The 18,789-nt window shown below is 45.8% G+C and carries 10 protein-coding genes and 1 pseudogene; 1 reads left to right on the top strand and 10 read right to left on the bottom strand.

Annotation, left to right across the window (positions count from 1 at the left end; genetic code table 11):
• Nucleotides 1-36 precede the first annotated feature (36 nt).
• From AHMF7616_RS02055 to AHMF7616_RS02040, 5 genes are all read right to left on the bottom strand, one after another.
• Nucleotides 37-1,149 carry an alkaline phosphatase family protein gene (locus AHMF7616_RS02055; protein WP_115371368.1) on the bottom strand — a complete coding sequence of 371 codons (1,113 nt, stop codon included), beginning with the start codon at nt 1,147-1,149 and terminating at the stop codon, nt 37-39.
• 595 nt (nt 1,150-1,744) lie between these two features.
• Nucleotides 1,745-2,608, bottom strand: coding sequence for a SusD/RagB family nutrient-binding outer membrane lipoprotein (locus AHMF7616_RS27655; RefSeq protein ID WP_394335770.1), 864 nt, complete (start codon nt 2,606-2,608; stop codon nt 1,745-1,747).
• A 50-nt stretch (nt 2,609-2,658) separates the two neighbouring features.
• Nucleotides 2,659-3,318, bottom strand: coding sequence for a SusD/RagB family nutrient-binding outer membrane lipoprotein (locus AHMF7616_RS27650; RefSeq protein WP_317047574.1), 660 nt, complete (start codon nt 3,316-3,318; stop codon nt 2,659-2,661).
• A 77-nt stretch (nt 3,319-3,395) separates the two neighbouring features.
• Entirely contained in the window at nt 3,396-6,647 is a 3,252-nt protein-coding gene (locus AHMF7616_RS02045) for a SusC/RagA family TonB-linked outer membrane protein (RefSeq protein WP_233507260.1), read from the bottom strand.
• A gap of 732 nt (nt 6,648-7,379) precedes the next feature.
• Nucleotides 7,380-8,675: an MFS transporter gene (locus AHMF7616_RS02040; protein WP_158546076.1), complete on the bottom strand. Its 1,296-nt coding sequence runs from the start codon at nt 8,673-8,675 to the stop codon at nt 7,380-7,382.
• A 385-nt stretch (nt 8,676-9,060) separates the two neighbouring features.
• Here AHMF7616_RS02040 and AHMF7616_RS02035 point away from each other — a divergent pair, with 385 nt between their 5' ends.
• Nucleotides 9,061-10,302, top strand: coding sequence for an alkaline phosphatase family protein (locus tag AHMF7616_RS02035; RefSeq protein ID WP_115371366.1), 1,242 nt, complete (start codon nt 9,061-9,063; stop codon nt 10,300-10,302).
• 564 nt (nt 10,303-10,866) lie between these two features.
• Here the strand turns inward: AHMF7616_RS02035 and AHMF7616_RS02030 are convergent.
• The 5 genes and pseudogenes from AHMF7616_RS02030 to AHMF7616_RS02015 form a co-directional block, all read right to left on the bottom strand.
• Nucleotides 10,867-11,979: a phytase gene (locus AHMF7616_RS02030; protein ID WP_115371365.1), complete on the bottom strand. Its 1,113-nt coding sequence runs from the start codon at nt 11,977-11,979 to the stop codon at nt 10,867-10,869.
• Nucleotides 11,980-12,130: 151 nt separating this feature from the next.
• Nucleotides 12,131-12,943: pseudogene (locus AHMF7616_RS26620) on the bottom strand (metallophosphoesterase); the annotation flags it as partial.
• 14 nt (nt 12,944-12,957) lie between these two features.
• Nucleotides 12,958-13,623, bottom strand: coding sequence for a fibronectin type III domain-containing protein (locus AHMF7616_RS26615; protein ID WP_199474053.1), 666 nt, complete (start codon nt 13,621-13,623; stop codon nt 12,958-12,960).
• A 1-nt stretch (nt 13,624) separates the two neighbouring features.
• Entirely contained in the window at nt 13,625-15,466 is a 1,842-nt protein-coding gene (locus AHMF7616_RS02020; protein ID WP_233507258.1) for a cytochrome-c peroxidase, read from the bottom strand.
• Between the two features lie 284 nt (nt 15,467-15,750).
• Nucleotides 15,751-18,684 (bottom strand): TonB-dependent receptor, encoded by a 2,934-nt coding sequence (locus tag AHMF7616_RS02015; RefSeq protein WP_115371364.1) that lies wholly within the window; start codon nt 18,682-18,684, stop codon nt 15,751-15,753.
• Nucleotides 18,685-18,789 lie beyond the last annotated feature (105 nt).

Raw genomic sequence — 18,789 nt, 5'->3', positions numbered from 1 at the left:
CAATCCGCTAAAGCTATTATTTAGTCTAATATATTCTTACCGGTTCGCCCGGATTGGAGCAGCAAACGCCGAATTTATGGCGCCGCCGGGTTTGGGAGTATTGGTGTAAGAAAGACCTAACAGCGTAGCCAAAGTACTAGCTACCTGGTTCTGGTACAACTGACTAGCCGCTTTTACTTCGCCGGTTGCCGGCGTATCCGGACCCAGAACCGCCAGCCAGATTTCGTCGGCGCCGTTTACTTTTTGGCCGTGATCTTTCCAGGTTCCGTTAGCCGCTGCTCCCCGACCATGGTCCGTGGTAATGATAAAAGTAGTTTTATTGCGGTATTGCTCATCGGTTTGCATATACTGCCAGAGCTGTTGGATAAAGTAATCAGCATTGCGGGCACCGTGCAAGTAAGCGCCGTATTCACCCTGGTGGGCAAAATCATCGGTTTCGTCGAAGGCCAGGAATAATACCCGCGGCCGAGCTTTTTTTACGTGCGCCAGGGCGTATTGAAAGGTAAAAGCGTCCAGCCGAATTTCGCCGAGCGGATTAGGCACCCGCGGCATCAACTCGTTTAAGGTTTTTTCGGTTTCGGTTAAGTTGGTTCCGGTAGCGGGCTGCATGCCGGCGCTTACCGGAATGTTGCTGCGCTTGTCGTTAACGATGTACGGGAAAACTTCCCAGGAGGCAAAAGCCGCTACTTTGCCGGCAAAGTTTGGTTGCTTATTGATGTACTCCAGTACCGTAGTATTGGCATTATAATTTTTATCGTTGCTGTTTACCCGCTTATCGGCAAAACCGGTTAAAATCTCGTTGTAGCCTGGGTAAGAAAACCATTGATCGTTGGTTACATTTACCTTGTTGTTGTACTTGCGGTTCCCGTAAATCTGGCCTTTGGTGGCAATTTCGCTCCACAAAAATGGCATTAACGCTTGCCGGCGTTCTTCCGGCGTATTTTTCGCAAAAACTTCGGCCTGGCCATTGGGTCCTTTGAAAACTTTTTGCTGCTTAAATAAAGTAGAATCGGCCCCGTTAAACACCTCCTGCCAGCGCATGCCATCCAGGGTAATCAGTACTACGTTTTCGGTTTTAAGTTTTTGCGCTTGAGAATTTACAGTTAAGGTTAATAAGAGAAGTGATAATAATATAAGGCGGTTATTCATGTTTTTATTTGCGTTTTGCAGATGTATGAGGATTTCTTTTTTGCAAATGCTTTTGTTTTTACTAGCTGGTTCTTGTTGGTATAGCTGTGGCTGATGCTTTATTGCTAGCTGATTCTTGTTTCCATAGTTTCAGCCGTTGCTTTATTGCCGAGTGAAGCTGTTTCATTGCTGAAGTATTTGTTCTTTTTGTCTTGATACAAAAATAACCAACGAAAATCAAGACGCTAAAAACTCGCTGAACGCTCGAACAGTTTAGCGTCAATGCCTGCACCTGGCTTAAGCTGCTTGTTCTATAGCTATAGAATTGTTAATAATTTTAAAAACTTAAGCTACCAAAGGTGTTGTCATTCAGGAGGAACCTATTTAGCTACGCAGCAGAGGTATTTCACTCTGTAATAACTTAGTGGTATACCCACGTAATAATAGGCTTAAAACTACTTATAGCAAGGAGATAGGGAGAGAATTTCTCAGTTAATTGATATTGACCTAATTTTAAAGAAGCCAATAACTAACCCCGTAAATCAGTTTCGGGAATTATCAAATTAGCTTATAAAAAATACCTGGTTGCGTTGCCGCAACCAGGTATTTTTAAATTTTACTGCAGCAACCACATCACGGCGTCTACGTCATCCTGGCCGTTGAACTGGCGTTTGATGGCTTCGGTATAATTAGCGGCGTTAGTGCTACGCTCGTTGTCGGGATATTGCCAGCGCAGCGGTAAACTGGTGCGGCCTCCACCGGTGCCGGGGCCGCCTACATCAAATTTAGGAATGCCCGTGCGGCGGTGATTATAGAAAGCTTCCCAGCCGGAATTTTGGAAAAAGGCCATGTATTTTTGCGTGAGCACCTGCTCTAAGCCTTCTGCGTTGTTGCCGGCGTATTTTACGCTGGGCTGCGCGTAATAATCCGTGAAGTTAAATTTTAAAGCATACGTATCGTATTCACCAATTTTCCCGTCTTTTTTTAAAAAAAACACGCTGTTATCGCCTTCTTTAATCCCGTAAAAATTTTGCGAAGCCTGAATGCCTTTGGTGTAATATTCTTCGGCGCTGCCGGTAGCCCAGCCGCGGTTTAATGCTTCGGCAATGTTAAAGCAAAGTTCGGGGTAACCAATCTGAATGGTAGGTTCGCCGATGTAGGTACCGTAGTAGCGGTAACGGTTAATAAGCGAATATTGACCCGCCTGTACTTTCGTGGACATATCATCCAGACCTTCGTCGGAAGGAGCGCCCTGATAAGCCTGGTGATTCAAGGGGCTTAAACCAGCAGCCACTTTGGCCGGAGCGGGCTCGGAGTACACGAATAAGCGCGGATCTTTGAGTTCGCGCAATGGGGTAATAATGGCGGCGGTCATGTTGTTGCGCAAAGCCGTTTTGCCGAATTCGTCGGGGTTTAAGGGGTATTTATTCACCGACGTATTATACACGTATTGCATGTTATCGGTCAGGGCCGTCATCAGGGGGTACTTGGCCGGGTCGGCGAGCGTGGCGGCAAATCTTTGTTTTATGTTTAGTTCGGGGTCGTTTTCTTTTTACTCAAACTGATCAGCACGCGCATTTTGTAGGTATTCACTACTTTTTGCCACTTCTGCAAATCGTTGCCAAAGTAAATATCGCCGCTCAACGTGTTATTACCAGCCGCAATCAGGCTGGTTAATTCGGTATTCGCTTCTTCGAGCCATTGCAAAGCTTGCAGGTACACGGCTTTTTGCGAGTCGTACCGGGGGCTCACATTATCAATGCCTTTTAGAGCATCCATTAAAGGAACATCTCCCACGCGCTGGGTCATGTTCACGAAGAAATAAGCCCGGAAAAATTTACCTAAGGCCGCGTACGGATTTATTGCTTCGGCGCCGTTGCGAATGGCTTCTTCTTCCATCTTGGCCACGTTTTTCAGGGTAAAATAATTTAAACCCGTGGTCGTCCAGGTGTATTCCTGGTTGCTGTAATAATTGTAATTACTGGCCCAGAACTGATTATACTGCTGGGTACTGTTCCAGGCTCCTTCGGACATATCGTTGAGTAAGCCGTTAAATACCAAAGAAGCGGGTACCGTGCTGGGCCGGTTCGGGTTTTTCTCCAGTTCCTCAAAATCGTCACAGCTGGTGGTAAACAGTGCCAGGCTTAGTGCGAGTAAACAATAAAATGATTTCGTGATATAGCGTGTCATTTTTTTAAATTTTTAGCCCGAAAGCTTCCCGAACTTTTACCAATTGGCGATAGAAGTCCGGGAGCTATCTGTTTTATTTAAAAAGTAAAATTCAGGTTAATGCCGTAACGGCGGGTGGTTGGCGTTTGCAGCGTAGAGTAGTTATTGTTGCCGTACTGGTCAATATCCACGTCTTTTTCTTTGGCAAAGTACAGCAGGTTGCGGCCCACCAACGTAATGCCCGCCTGGCGAATAAAGCTTTTACCCAGAATACTGGCCGGCAGCGAATAGCCAATGGTAACTTCCCGTAGTTTGGCGTAGGTTTTACTGATTAAATCACCTTCGTCGATGGAATGATACCGGCTGATATAATCCTGCAAAAAGGTGGGGGTATCGTTGCGCTTAAATTGCAGTTCACTGTAGTTGGTGATTAACCCGGTAACCGGATCGTATTTAATATCGGCGCCGTTGGCAATCTGCACGCCCTCGCCTACCCACGATTTAACGCCTTTTACATCCTGCTCGCGGGCAATGCCCATGGCACCTTGGGTAGTAGCAATATGACGGCCGCCGCGGAAAGACTGGCGTTTTACATAATCCACCATTACCCCACCTACCCGGCCATCGAACTGGAAGCCAAAATTTAAGCCTTTGTAGCTAAAGCGGTTGGTTAAACCCCATACCCAGTCCGGGTTGGAATTACCTAAAAACTGCGACCGGGGGTAAGCAATCGGCCGACCACCGGCATCGTTGATCATCTGGCCGTCGAACTCGCCGCCTTTTACCCGGGTATAAGACGAAGAATAATACGCATCGGTACGGTCGCCTACTTTGTAAAAATTATACAATACATCCAAGCCCGGCGGTAATTTGGTGTACACTTCTTTGTACGTCGACCAGTTGGCGGTAACATCCCAGCGAAAACCACTGGTGGTTTGCACCGGATTACCCGAAATAGTAGCTTCCCAACCGTTTTTGCGGGTTTCCACGGCATTAATTAACAAAGTATTATACCCGGACGTTTCCGAAATTGGCACCTGGAAAATTTGCGGCCCATCGTTGTAAATAAAGTAATTCACATCTAAGCCCAACCGATTTTGCAGGAACCGCACATCTAAGCCGGTTTCGTAATTGGTACGGCTAAAAGGTTTTAAATTAGGGTTGTTAATGGTATTGGTGTAATAGCCGGCTACCTGGTTGTTATACAGCAAAGGCGTGGTGTAAACCGCACTGTTCTCGTAAGAAGGTCCTTCGTACGACGACTGATATTGGGAGCCATAATCCAAAGGATAGTTACCAGCCGGAGTGGCCCCGATGGTCCGTTGCGTTAAAGCGCCTTTTACATTCGCGTAAGATCCGCGTAATTTTAAAAAGGAGATGGCCCGCGGCATTGGAATGACATCCGAAAGCACCGCACTCAAGGCCAGCGACGGATAAAAATACGAGTTACTTTTAGCGGGCAACGTGGATAAAATATCCTGGCGACCGGTACCCGATAAAGTTAAAAAGTTGCGGTACGTAACATCTAATAAGGCATACGCGCCAATTACACTCATGGGGGCGGTATAGCTGGAGGCAATCAGCGGATCGCGGGTGTTACCTAAGTTATAGCCCGATGGGTTAAGCGAGGAAGCGGGTACGTTTAAATAATTGGTAGACACGTAGCTGGAGTTATACTCAAAATCGCGGTAAGCGCCCCCCACCGAAGCCCGTACGTTTAAATCGGGTACTACATCTTTGTTAAAAGTTAAGAGCACATCGGAGTTAGTTTCCAGCAAATGCCGTTTGTCTTCGCGGTAATCGCCTTTGGCTTCTTCGCGGCCGTAAACCGTTGCCGATTGTGGGAATTTTTCGCTCCGGAATAAGTCATAGGTAGTCGCCTGGGTGCGGACCGCCAGATCCAGGTGATCGGTAAACTTGTATTTTAACTGCATGTAGCCGTACACATCGGTTTTGTAATGGCTGCGCAACCATTCGTGGGTAATAAAATACGGGTTGTTGTAACGGGTATATTCGGCGTAAATCTGCTGGATACCTTCTTTACCGGGCTGCCAGTAATCTTTCATATCGTCTACATTCCAGTCGGCGCCGCCCCACAAAGCCATGTTGTAAATCATGCTGTTCGGGCCGTAACTCACGTCCGGAATGTTGGGCGTATGCTGCCGGTTAAAGTTAATATTGGAGTCGAAGCGGAGCTTAGACGAGAAATTATAACCCGCCGATAAGTTAAAATTAAAAATTCCTAACTGGGTATTGGGCACCAAACCTCGTTGGTAGGAGTTAGAAGCCGAAAACCGCAAGTCGTATTTGTCGGAGCTGGAAGATACCGCAATGTTGTTGGTAGAAAGGACCCCGGTTTGAATAAACCGGCTAATGTTGTCTTTGCCGCGGGCTACCCAGGGAGTGCCCTGCCGAACGCCGTTAATGACGGGGCTGTCGTACTGCGGGATGAGCTGGCCTTCAAATTTGGGTCCCCAGATATCGTAATCGGCGTCGTTGGTGCCGCCGCCTTTCCCGTCGCCGAAAGCGTATTTACCATGGTCGCCGGGGCCGTATAAATCCTGCACTTTGGGGATAGCAATAAACCCGTTGTCTAACTGAGTAGTAGAATTTACTTCCACGGAAAAGCCGCGCTTGTCTTTAGAACCGCGTTTAGTAGTAATCATAATTACCCCGAACTGCCCGCGGTAGCCGTACAACGCCGAAGCCGAAGGACCTTTTAAAACAGTGTAGGTTTCAATATCATCGGCATTAATGTTCCAGGTGTCGGAGTTTATAGGTACCCCATCCACCACAAACAAGGGCTGATTGCCCCGTAACAGCAAAGAAGGCGGACCCAGTAACTCCGCCGATGGCGCTACGGTTAAACCGGCCACTTTACCCACTAAGTTATTGAGTGGGTTAGGTTCGCGCGCTTTCACGAGTTCGGCCCCTTTTACTTCCTGGGTAGCATAACCAACCTTGGCTTTGTCTTTCTCAATCCCTAAAGCGGTTACTACTACTTCGTTTAATTGGCGGGCATCTACCGTTAGTTTCACGTTCAGAATAGCCTGGTTGCCTACCCGAATTTCCTGCGGTTCAAAACCAATAAAGGAAAAAACCAGGGTAGCCTCGCCGGAAGGTACTTTCACGGAATATTGACCGTTAGCATCCGTAACAGAACCGGTAGTTGTTCCTTTTAGCAGAATAGTAACTCCGGGTAAAGGCGCTTCGTCTTGCACAGACACTACTTTGCCTTGCACGGTTAAGTCTTGGGCCAAGGCCGGATGCAGAAAAGTTAAACACATGAATACCACCGGACTGACGTAATAAAGCCACCAGCGGGTTTGTTTTTGTAAAATGTTTCTCATTGTTAGTGTTGTTAGATTAAACCTGGGTATTGGAGCAAAAACCAGTAAGCAGTTCAGTAATTGCAGCAGCTTTATTAATAGTTGAAGTAGCTGTTGCCATGCATGTTATAAATAAGGAGGCTAGATTAATTTAAAAAATCTGATGAAAGCATTCCGGAAGTTGAGAACCAGACCAAAAAATTCTGTCCTACTAGCTCCGGCTGATCACCCAACTGTACTTCTTCATAAAAGGGGATTACGAGTAAGTTTTTATTCCATAGGCTGGTTTAAAAGGTCCGAATTAGAAAAAATACTGGTTGCGTGTTCCGCTTTATCTAATAATCTTTTCGTTACTTCATCTTGTCCCACCCTGGCAAGTGGCTAATAAAAGCCAAACCCCTTTTGGACATTGGTATAAGCTCCGGCAAATCTTAATTTTTAAATTTTTTTGTTGTTTACCGCCTTTGAATCAAGGCTGATTGTAGAACAAAGGTGCTAGTTTTTCCGGGTTGCCACCTAAGTGAGAAGGTTATAAAATTGTTACCGGAAGGTTAAATTATGTTGAATAAAAGGCAATACTACGGAAGTAAATGCCAGTTCTATTTTCCAATTCTGTTTTCTAAAACAATTCACATAAGTAATTTTACCCGTATTATACTTTTCAACATGAGTACTTTAGCTCAAAATTTAAAAAATAGCTTTTACGAGAGGAAAAAAGGTTGGAACAGATACGTGTTTACTTATGATAAACACCTAAGACTCTTGAGTACGGGACTGTAAAGCAGGTAACTCCTGCGAACGGTAGTAATACAAAGCGGTTATAGCTGTAATTAAGGCTAAGCCGGCTAAAAACAAAAAAGCCGTATTCCAGCCGGCGTGTTCGGCTAAAAAACCCGTTAACCATAAAGCCAGCGTGCCGCCTAAATAACCTACGGCATCTACTAAACCCGCGGCCGTAGCCGCGCCTTTATGCCCGCCAGCATCTAACGACATAGCGCCCGCTAAAAAAGAATAAGGCCCCAGCAACAGCAAGCCCGTTAAAGAAATAAACACTAAAGGCAGATACTCGCCGGTAAACCCCGCTGCCATTAAACCTAACACCAGGGCCAGTAATAAACTAGCCACCCAAATAATCCGGCCACGCCCGCCTTTTAAAAAAGTATCAGATAAATAACCCGTAGCCAGAATAGAAACCATCCCGAAAACCGGGTACAAAGCGCTAATCTGCGACGCCCAACCTTCGGACTGATGAGAGGTTTCGAAGAGGTAAGTGGGTAACCAGAAATTAAATGCTTCGCGGATGGCGGTAAGCCCAAAAGACATTACCAGAACTAACTGAAAAGAAACATTTTTAAAATACGGCGTTAACAGCTCGCGCAAACTGGTTGGTGCCGCCGTTTGGTTTGTGGTTTGGGCGTGGAGGTTATTCGGATTAGTGGGAGGTGCGGCAAAACCCACCTGCTCCGGCGAATTTTTTAAAAAAATTACATTTATAAGTGCTATTAACGCCAGCAAGCCGGCGGCCACGTAAAATAAGCCGCGCCAACCCATGCCTAAATTTAAAAAATGACCCAGTAGTAATTTAGCTACGATATCGCCGACCAGGAAACTTAAGCTTAAAAAGCTCATGATTTTACCGTAACTCTTGTACGAAAACCAATTGGCCGTAATTTTAAGTAAGCCGCCCCAACCCATCGATTGTATAAGCCGGTTAAAAGCCCAAATGGCCCCGAAAAACAATACTCCTTCCCCGAACCCGAACAAAACGGTAGCCAGGATAGAACCCAGCATGCCCAGCACAAAAACTTTTTTGCCGCCAATAAAATCGCCCAATACGCCATTAACTACTTTCCCGACGGCATAAAAAACTACTCCCATGGCGGCTATCTGGCCCATTACTTCTTTGTTTAAGCCGGCAGCCGCGTATTCCTGAATAATTAAAGGAGTGGCAATGGCTAAATTGCTTCGGCACAAATAATAACCACTATAGCCCACAAAAAGACTAATAGCGGTAGCCGTCTGCCACTGGCTTAGGTTTTTAAATTGCAAAGGTGTTAGATAATTAGGTAATCTTTGGTCTAGACCGGGCATTCGCCGGACAAGTAAAAAATTAAAGGTGGCTTTTACTGAATGAATAAAAGGCAGGAAACTTTGCTATTGTTTCCGGAGGAAAATTAGAGGAAACCCGATTAGTAAAACAGTTGATTTCTAAATTTAACAATTTGTTAAAACTACAAATAACCCGTGTTAGAAATACAGAATCAAGCATTCCGGATTTAACAATTGCTTTACTATTTGATCACGATTTACTAACACGGCGGCTTCAAATTGCGTCATCAATCCAAGACTTACCCGGAAACTGATTATCTTACCCAACATTTATTTAAAAATCACGGGTAGCCTTACCATTAACTTAATTTACCTCTTCTCCAGAATGAAAGTAAAACAGTATTATAAGTACCTGCTTTTTTTAATTTTTTTAGGTGCCACCAGTTTCGTGCAAGCCCAAACCAAACAAAAAAAAGTAGTATTTATAATTGTAGACGGTATCTCGGCGGATGTGCTGGAAAAACTAAATACGCCTAACCTAAAAAAAATTGCGGCGGTGGGTGGCTATACCCGCGCGCACGTGGGCGGCGAAAAAGGCGGCTACTCCGAAACCCCCACTATCTCGGCAGTGGGCTACAACAGTTTACTTACGGGTACCTGGGTAAACAAGCACAACGTACCAGATAACAAAATTGCCGATCCTAATTATTATTACCCCACCATCTTCCGTTTTTTCGAAACCCAGTACCCCAATAAGAAAACCGCGATTTTTTCTACCTGGCTCGATAACCGCACCAAGCTGGTCGGCGAAAACTTACCGCAAACCCAGAACATGCAGCTCGATTACCACCAAGATGGCTTTGAACTGGATACCGTAAAATTTCCGCACGATAAAGAAAGCCACTACATTCACCAGATTGACGAGCACGTTGTTACCGAAGCCGCTCGTTACATTCAGGCCGAAGCACCCGATTTATCCTGGGTGTACCTGGAATACCCCGACGATATGGGCCACCGTTACGGCGACGGAGAAAAATATTACCAGGCCATTGAAACCGCCGACGCTCAAATCGGCCGCATCTGGCAAGCTATTGAAAACCGGCAAAAAAATTATCCCGAAGATTGGCTCATCGTAATTACTACCGACCATGGCCGCGATGCCCAGGGCAAACACCACGGCGGCCAATCGGACCGGGAACGTACCACCTGGATTACCACCAACGCCCAAGATTTAAACGCGCACTTTAAGCAAAATCCCGGGGTAGTGGATATTATGCCCAGCATAGCCCGTTTTTTAAATATTTCCATTTCCCGCGCCAACGAAATAGAAGTGGATGGCGTGCCTTTTATTGGGAATGTCTCGGTGGCGCAACCTACGGCCGTTTACCAAAACGGCAAACTAAACCTTAGCTGGCAGGTTCTGGACCCCAAAGGAGACGTGAAGATTTGGGTAACGCGTACCAATAACTATAAAACCGGCGGCAAAGATGATTATCAATTGCTCCAAACAGTAAGTGTAAAAAGCGGTAAAGCTACGCTAGATGTAACTTCTATGCCTTCCGATTTTTACAAAATTGTGTTGGAAACGCCGTTTAATAAGGTTAATAGATGGATAGTGGTTAGGTAGAATAACCCGGTCTACATAAGATTGAATTTGTGAAATTTTATCTTTGGAGCCTTTTCAAGTCTCCAGGCTCTGGTGCTATCTAGCTTGCTAACTTCAAGTTTTGCCTCATGGCCGGCGGGCCCAGTTTGGCTCTTCCGCACTCGCCAGCCTTCCTTTCCTCGCTCCGCTGCGGAATGCCTGCGGCACCGGAACCCTGGCAGGTGCTCCACAGCCAAACTGATGTCATCTGCTTGTAGCTTCAGCTTTTCAGGTACACATTGTAAGAATGCAGAGTCTATATAGCGTGGGTTTACTTCTGTGCCTTGCTACACCAATTTCTTATTAATTATCTATATGAAATGGAAAGTTAAGGAAGTAAATCCGCGGTTGAGAGGAGATGAAAAAGGAACCAACTGCTGCATCTCCTCCCCTGTTTTTAGGGGAGGTGCCGCAGGCGGAGGGGTAAATCACTCAACCTAAAAGTTGGCATCAGCTCCAAGAAAATGACTTACTAGAGGAGTAAAAAAGATAGAAATTTAAAAATTTGCCAGCTTTCTGTTTCTTGACTAAATTCAAGAAACCACTTTATTCTGTAACGTTGATTTTCTGCAAATCTTTGCCGGCGATGTCTTCCCAGCGGTAGAACTGGAAGGTTTTATCGGCGCTCATGGCAATGAATAAGCCGTGTTTAAAATAAGCATTTAAGGGTACCGACACGGTTTCGGAACCGTCGCTCTCTTTGGTAGCTACTTTTATTACTTTTATCAAGGAATGCTGGTGCGGGTTGCTGGCGGAACCTTCGCGGGGGAAAATGTGAAACTGGTTGGCTTGCTGGTCCGATACTAAAATGTACCCGGTACTATCGGTTAACTGGTAGATGGAAATGCCTTCGTGGTCCTCGGTAAAACCGGTGGTGGCAAATAAAGCTAATTCCTGATTCCCCTTTTCCGGATCGGCGTAGTATTTCCGGACGCCAACGCCTTCATCCGAATAATACACGTAGCCCAAAGCATCATCCACCGCAATGGCTTCAATTTCTTTTTTGCCGCTGTATTGCCCCAATTTACGTACCAGCGTAGCTTTTACCTGGCCCTGGCCGTCATCTTCGAGCAAGTATTGCCAAAGGTAGGTGCCGTTGGTGGGTCCGCTTTTGCGACCCACTATCGCGTAAATTTTACCGGCTTTATTTTTATACAAAGCAATGCCCATTAAAGACCGGAATTCCGGCCCGGTTTCGCCGGCAAAAACTTCTACCCCGCCGTTGTCGAGCGGTTGCATGTCCGGGAGCGCGTAGATGCGCAGTTTATGCGTGAGGCGTTCGGTGGTTACGGCAATATCGGTGGGTTTGCCGTTGAGCCTTAGGCCGTATTCCACATCCACATTATCGGGGCGCTGGAGTTTTTTAGTTTTTTCGGGAATGATTTTGCCCGTTAGGTTAAACACGTACAAACCGCCGTTGGCTTCTTTATCGGTGCCAATCACTAAACTCTGGGCCGGGTCCGTGGGATTGATCCACACGGCCGGATCGTCGGTATCAAATTGTACGGTATCGGTAATTAAAAAAGGCTTTACGGTTTCCGTAGTCACCGTTTTATCGCCGGCTTGCAACTTAGCTTCGGGTTGGCTCGATTGCTGTTTTTTACAGGATAAAAGACTAATAATAAGCGCAATACAAATAGAAGCAGAACAGGTTTTCATGAAGAAGTTAAGAGAAAAAGAGAAACCAGCGGTTGATAAAAAGCAGTGATTACGAATGCTTGCAACAGGAGCTTCTCTTTTTAAATAGATATTACTGAAAAGAGACCCGCCTAAACTTTGGGTCTCTTTTGATTCTTTGATTTTTTAAATTTTAGCGTAACGAGCTTAATTTTTCTTTTTCGTTGGAGTTACTTCGGGTTAAAACCTTGTCTTTTTTCAGAGAGGCTTTGTCCTTGTTTTTCACGTTTTTCATCATCGTAAAATTATCCCGGATTTTACCATCGGCGCAGATCCATTTTACGTCCAGTTGGTTGCCGGTAACTTCCAGCATTAAAGAGCCGCCTACTTCGTTGTTGGAATAATACATGGCATCGTGCGGATAAGTGGCTTTGGCACCACCTAACTGCCCGGCCGATCCGCTTACCACGTACACGGTACCTTGGGTTTCCGAAGTGCTTTTCATGTAAGGACTAGAATTTTTACTGCCGTCGTATAAGCCGGTAGAAGAGCTCAGGTTGTGTTTCTCGGCGTTAAAAGTAGCTTCCGGACCAAAGTGGCCTTTCATTAACCGCGATCTTTCGTACACGTGGCTGTGGCCGCATAGTACCAGGTCTACGCCGTAATCTTCAATAACCTGGTTAAATTGTTCCCGGATATTTACCAGTAAATCTTCGGTATCGGAGTCGTGGGAGCCTTTGGTGTACGGCGGATGGTGCCAGTAGGCCACTACCCATTCTTTGTTTTTGTTCGCTTCCAGATCTTTTTTCAGCCATGCTACCTGGGCGCTTTGCTGCTCGTATAGGCGCATGCCTTTTTCATCCTTACCGTAAGAATCTAAAGAAATAAAATGAACATTGCCCAAGTCGAAGGAATAGTAGGCCTGGCTGTTTGAGGCTACGCCACCCGCTTCGCCTTTTTGCGGCATGGTAAACTGCTGGAAATAAGCCATTTTGTACTGATCTTTTCTGCCCGCGGTAACTAAATCGTGGTAATCGTGGTTGCCCGGCGATGGGTAAAGCGGGTATTTTTGAGCAGGTCGTCTTTGTAAATATTAAAAAATTTAGCCTGAAACTCGGCATCGGTCCCGTCGGAGTAAGCGTTATCGCCCAGCAAAATCCAGGCGTTTAAATAGTTGTTGCCTAAATACTTGTTCAGCTCGTCGCGCACGTTGCGTTGGTTCATTGAATTATTGCCGCAGTCGCCCAAAGCGGCAATGCGGTAGGTTACGTCTCTTTTACCGGCTTCCGGGAAAGTGTAAAAGTAGTTATCCTGGCCCCACTGAATGGTATCGGCAAAACTGCTGATGGCGTAATAATATTTAGTAGCAGGTTTTAGATTTTCAAGCCGGATCACGTGGTCCATTACCAATGTAGAATCATCTACCAGCTGGGTAAGTTGCTCGGGGCTGGTGCCGTACATCACCCGGCTGCGGTCGTAGGCGTTGGTGCGCCACCGGATGGTCATGCCGGTAGGCGTAGCCATTTGCAAATACGGACCCCGGATTAAGTCGGGTTGCAAGCCAGGTTTCCGGACTTTGGCCGGAGCAGCCGGTTTGGTCTGGGCCCTTGTTTCGGGAGCGGTTAAAAGCACAATCGCGTTTAACAACAGGAGCAAAGAAATCAGTAAAGAATTTCGGGTATTCATATTAATGGGTTAGGCGGGAAAATAATTTTTTATCTTTTGGCAATTCGTCGGTTAAAGCATGAATAAACTGGACAATATCCGTTGCTTCCTGTTCGGTTAAGTAAAGCGGCTCGGCCGAAAGCGTTTGCAATTCGTTCTTTAATCCCAGCCCGTGGCCACCGCCCTGGTTGTAAAATTCTACCACCGATTTTAAATCTTTAAAACTACCGTTGTGCATGTAAGGCGCTGTTTCGGCGGCATTGCGCACCGTGGGTGTTTTAAATGCTTGTTTATAAAACTTTACCGGATAATTATTAAACCTACCTAAATCATTATCCGTAACAGGGTGCTTTAAATCGTCGGAAGCGGTAGTACCAATTACCTCGAATTCGGTGATTTTATAATCCGGGGGCAGCAGCGAATTAAATACCGGCATAAAGTGGCAGGTGGCACATTTGGCTTTACCGGTAAATAAATTAAAACCATTCTTCTGCGAGGCAGTTAAAGCCTGGTTGTCGCCTTGCAGGTATTTATCGAAAGGCGAATTAAAATAATTTAAGGTGCTTACGTACGCCGCAATGGCCTGGGCTACGTGTTGGGTAGTCGGGTTTGGTGATTCAGGAAAAGCCGCCCGAAAAGCGGGTTGGTACCTTGCGTTTTGAATTACATTTTGTTCAATAGCCGCAACATTACCGTTCATCTCTAAAGAATCCTGCAGAACCGTTTGAATCTGGTTTACTAAACTCTCGGAGCGACCGTCCCAGAATTGATTGTGCTGCAAACTGCTGTACAGCAAGCTGGGTGCATTGCGTTTTACCAAAGAATGTCCGTTCAGGGCCACGCTTTTCGGCAATTTATCGGTAAAGTAATTTTCCGGATTGTGGCAGGTAGCGCAGCTGCGGGTATTGTTACCCGACAGATTTTTTTCAAAAAACAGCTTTTCGCCTAACGCTACCATAGCCGTTGGTACCGAATCGTGGCCCGAAAAAGCGGCTGCCCGTAAAGCATTTTTCCGGAATAAGTTTTCGGCCTGGTAATTTAAAACAGAATTCGGGTTTAAGACTATACCTAAATCGGTAGCCAGTCTGCTTAATTGTTTTTGCAGGGGCAAAGCCAGATTTTTTAAAAAATGCAAGCGGTTAAAAGAGTCAAAATCAGGATGCGCCTGCAAATAAGTTAAGGCCGCCGTAGTAGTGGCTTTTAACTGATTATGTTCTGCGTGGCCAGGTTCCAGGTAAAAATTTAAAATTTGCTGAATAGAATAAACAGCAGCCGCCGCTTCTGTAATGCCCGTTTTTAGTTCCGGCGCATCGTAGCCCGTTATAGATAGCGAAATCACTCGCACTAATTCCAGGTGCAAGGCTTCCAGAATTTGGGCATCCGTAGCTTTAAAATGATACAAAAGTGCCGGCAAATCGCTGGCCGAAGTACGCACGGCTTCGGCTTGCAACAGCAATTCTTTTTTGTTGGTTGAGGGGTTTTCGGCAAAAAGCAAAGCCTCTAGTTGCTGTAAACCCATGGGTTCCTGAAACTCCAAAAACGGTTCTTCTACCTCAAACACGGGGGGCGCATTGTAAACTTTGGAAGTACTCGGAAAAAAATATTCCAGGAAAAATTCCAGCTTTTTGTAATCACGCCGGCATTGTGCCAAAGCGTTTTTTACATTAAGTAGCGAGGTCGGATCTTTTTCCTGCAAGGCTATAACGGCTTGCTCTAAGGCCACGGCCGAAGCAGAAAAGTTTTTGGCTTCTTTTTGAAAATAACTAACCATACCCTCCTGCCCTGCTATGTTCTTCTCGGGGAAATTCCATCCCAGGAGCAGCAACACGCAGCCGGTAAAAAGGGTAAAAATTAATTTCTTCATGTATAGAATTTTGAAAAATTTAAAAAAATTCAGTCTGTAAGTAGATGAAAGTTAATTAGTTTAAGATTGTAATCAGCATTAAAATTTAAAAATTTCTACTTATTGGCTTAATCGCTTTTTCTTAGCCAATCAGCCTCATTAAGCCAACTTGTTTAATAGTATCTTGTTAATAGACCTACTCTGGCACTCGTCTCGCTTTGCGAAGATTGGCACCAGAGCAGGTACTTTTTATGGATAATTTTAAATCAGCAGATTATCTGCAAATCAGTCTTGTGTATTTTTACTTACCAGTTAAAAGAAGCGCCTAAAAAGAAGCTACGGCCAGTTAAATCGTGGCGGTCGTAGCGGCTGGTATTGCCTTGGTAACCTTGCTCCGGTTCGTTGGTGAGGTTACGCAATTGCGCGGTTATTTTCAGCCGCTTTTTATAAAACTGGTAACTGCCGGATAAGTCGTAAGTGGTGCGGGCAGCGTCGTAACGGTCAAACTCTTTAACGGCAATGCCGGCCTCTATGGCGTCTTCGTAACTGGAAACACTGGCGGCTTCGGTTAAGAAAGCGCTGCGGTGGCTGCTGGCGGCCCGGAACTCAAAACCTTTTTTCTGGTAATACAAGGCCAGGTTGTACACGTTTTTGGCTTGCCGGAACAACGGCAAATCTTCGCCGGGGCGATTCGGTAAATTAACTTTCGAACCAATTAAGGCAAAGTTGGCGCTGAAACCTAGCCCGTTTAAAGCTTTCGGCAAAAAGGTAAAAGCTTGGTCGTACGAGAACTCGATGCCGTACAACTTAGCCGCATCGGCGTTGCGAACCTGTACAGTTTCTAATTCGGCGTATTGCTTACCCGCGTACAAAGTATCGTTATACTCATTCTCCACGGTGTAAATTTGGTTTAAAATATTCTTGTAAAATCCGCCCACGGCAATAATACCGCCTTTCGGGAAATAATGCTCCAGCGAGATATCTAAATTGCGGGAGATGTACGGTTTTAAATTCGGGTTCGCAATTTCTAAGCTACCTTCGTAAAGCCCCGCATCGCTGGTTTCGGCAAAAGACAAGTTGGTAGTACCGGACAACTCCGCGTAATTGGGTCGACCTAAAGTATTGGTCCAGGAGGCCCGCATCAGGAAATCTTCGGTTACGTTAAATTTTAACTGCACCGACGGCAAGAAGTTCGTATAGGTATTTACTAATCGAGAGTTGCCCACGGTTAATTCTTCGGCATCATCGTCCAAGGTAACCACGGCGTTGTTCGACTCGGTACGCGTTCTTTCGACGCGGGCCCCGGCTATAAACGCCAAATTTTCAAAATTTAACACACCCATTACGTATCCGGCCGTTACGGTTTCGCTGTTTTTTAAATCATTGGTATACGATTCGGTTTCGGAAACCACCGGATCATAAACCAAACGGGTAGGGTCTTGTAAGTTAACGGGGTTCCGGGCAAAATCCCGGAACTTGTTTACAATGCCGTGCACAAACGGACTGGCTCCGCCCTGAGTCGGCTCAAAAGTGGGCAGTAAAAATGGCGTAAGCGAATACGGGTTTTCCGCGGTAACATCGCCAAAACTTAAATCGTAGGCATCCCGGGATTGATCCACGGATTTAGAACGATCGCGGTGGCGGCCACCGAACTTGATATAACCCGGGGTAGCGCCCAGTTTAAAATCGTAGGTTAAATCAGCACTTACTTCGTACACATTTTCGGTGATAATGCCGTCGGTAAAGTTTAGGTTGCGCAGTTTGTAAATTTCGGGATTACTGGCCAGTTCCGGGTTTTCCGGCAAAATCTCGAAGAAAAACGGTTGGGTATTATACTTTAAGGATAGTTGCGGCTCGGTACTCTTAGGGTTCTCGAAAGTAGCATCGAAATTATTTAAGCTGGTAAAAGCCCGGGAAAAGGTACCGTACACATTCGTGGATAAGCGGCCGAAACGGTTGCGGGTACCCAAAGTATAACTGTATAAATTTTCTTTTTGATCGGTATACGCCTGGTCTAATTCTCCGGAACCGCGGGCAAAGCGGCCGGTGTATGGCGTTTGTTCTAAAGGTAGCGCGTCACCAATTTGCATGGTTAGCTCAAATTCCGAGTTTTTCTGAATTTCGTTGGTGTGGGTATACAGCGTTTTAAAATATATAGAATTTTTATCGGTGGGCCGGAATTCAAAATCGGCGGATAAGCCTAAACGATCCCGTTCGATGTCTTCAATTTGTAACTCAATCTCGTTCGGGTAAAAGTATTTGTTCCATTCCCAACCATCGGGGTCCAGCATGGAAGCGCTGAAATCGCGGCGGAAAAAGTTGGCCGAAACCACCGCGCCAAAGTTTTGCTTTTTACCGAAACGTTGCCCCGCCGTAACCGCGGCCCGGAAAGGCATTTTGGTTTTATCAAAGTTCGATAAATCTACTTGTTGCGGTTGGTAAATACCGTCCAGCGCGGCCGTAACAAAAGGTTTGTCTTTGGAAAAAGCCGAAAGCGTGTTAATGTTTACGGTACCGCCAATGGCGTTGCCTTCCATATCGGGAGTAGTGGTTTTAATAATTTCGATGCTCGAAATAACTTCGGTGGGCATTAAATCCAGGGCCGTAGCCCGGCTATCAGTGGTAGAAGCTAAAGTGGTATTATTCAGCGTAACGTTATTTAACGAAGGCTGAATACCGCGAATTGACACAAACTGCCCTTCGCCGCGATTGGTTTCGATAGAGACCCCGGAAACCCGTTGCGTCGCTTCGGCCACGTTTATATCGGGCAAACGACCTGATTCGCTGGCGGTAATTACTTCTTTAATCCCTAAGCCTTCGCGTTTCTGGCTGATACTTTGCAATTGGCTGCGGCGCAAGCCGGTAATTAAAACTTCGCCGAGCGCCGCATTATTCGTTTCTAATTGCACATCCGGCAAAATGGTGGGGCCTTGCACGGTAACGGGTACTTCCTGGTTGGTAAAACCCAGGTAAGAAATGACTAAGGTGTGGCTCCCCACGGGCACGTTGGTTACCCGAAAAGCTCCTTCTATATCGGTGTTGGCACCAATGGAGGTTCCTTTAATAACGATGGTAGCGCCTACCAAGAAATCGCCGGTTTGTTTATCCCGGATTTTACCGGTAATCATCCCCACTGCGGCTTGCCCGAAACTATGCTGGGCGCAGCAGGCAAGCAGAAACAAGACGAAGGTAATTTTTTTAAAAAAAGTATTAGGCAATGCAGGGTACAAGTGTTTCATATATAATAAAATAAAGAATAGGCTCTAGGAAGAAAGGCAGGCTACAAAGGCTTGTTTTTTTAAATTTTTCTGTTTTTTGTAACTTCTCCGCTCGGCATTTATAGT

Source organism: Adhaeribacter pallidiroseus (assembly GCF_003340495.1).
In the GTDB taxonomy this organism is placed as follows: domain Bacteria; phylum Bacteroidota; class Bacteroidia; order Cytophagales; family Hymenobacteraceae; genus Adhaeribacter; species Adhaeribacter pallidiroseus.
Note: the sequence above shows the minus strand (reverse complement) of the source record. Positions and strands in the feature narration are given on the sequence as shown.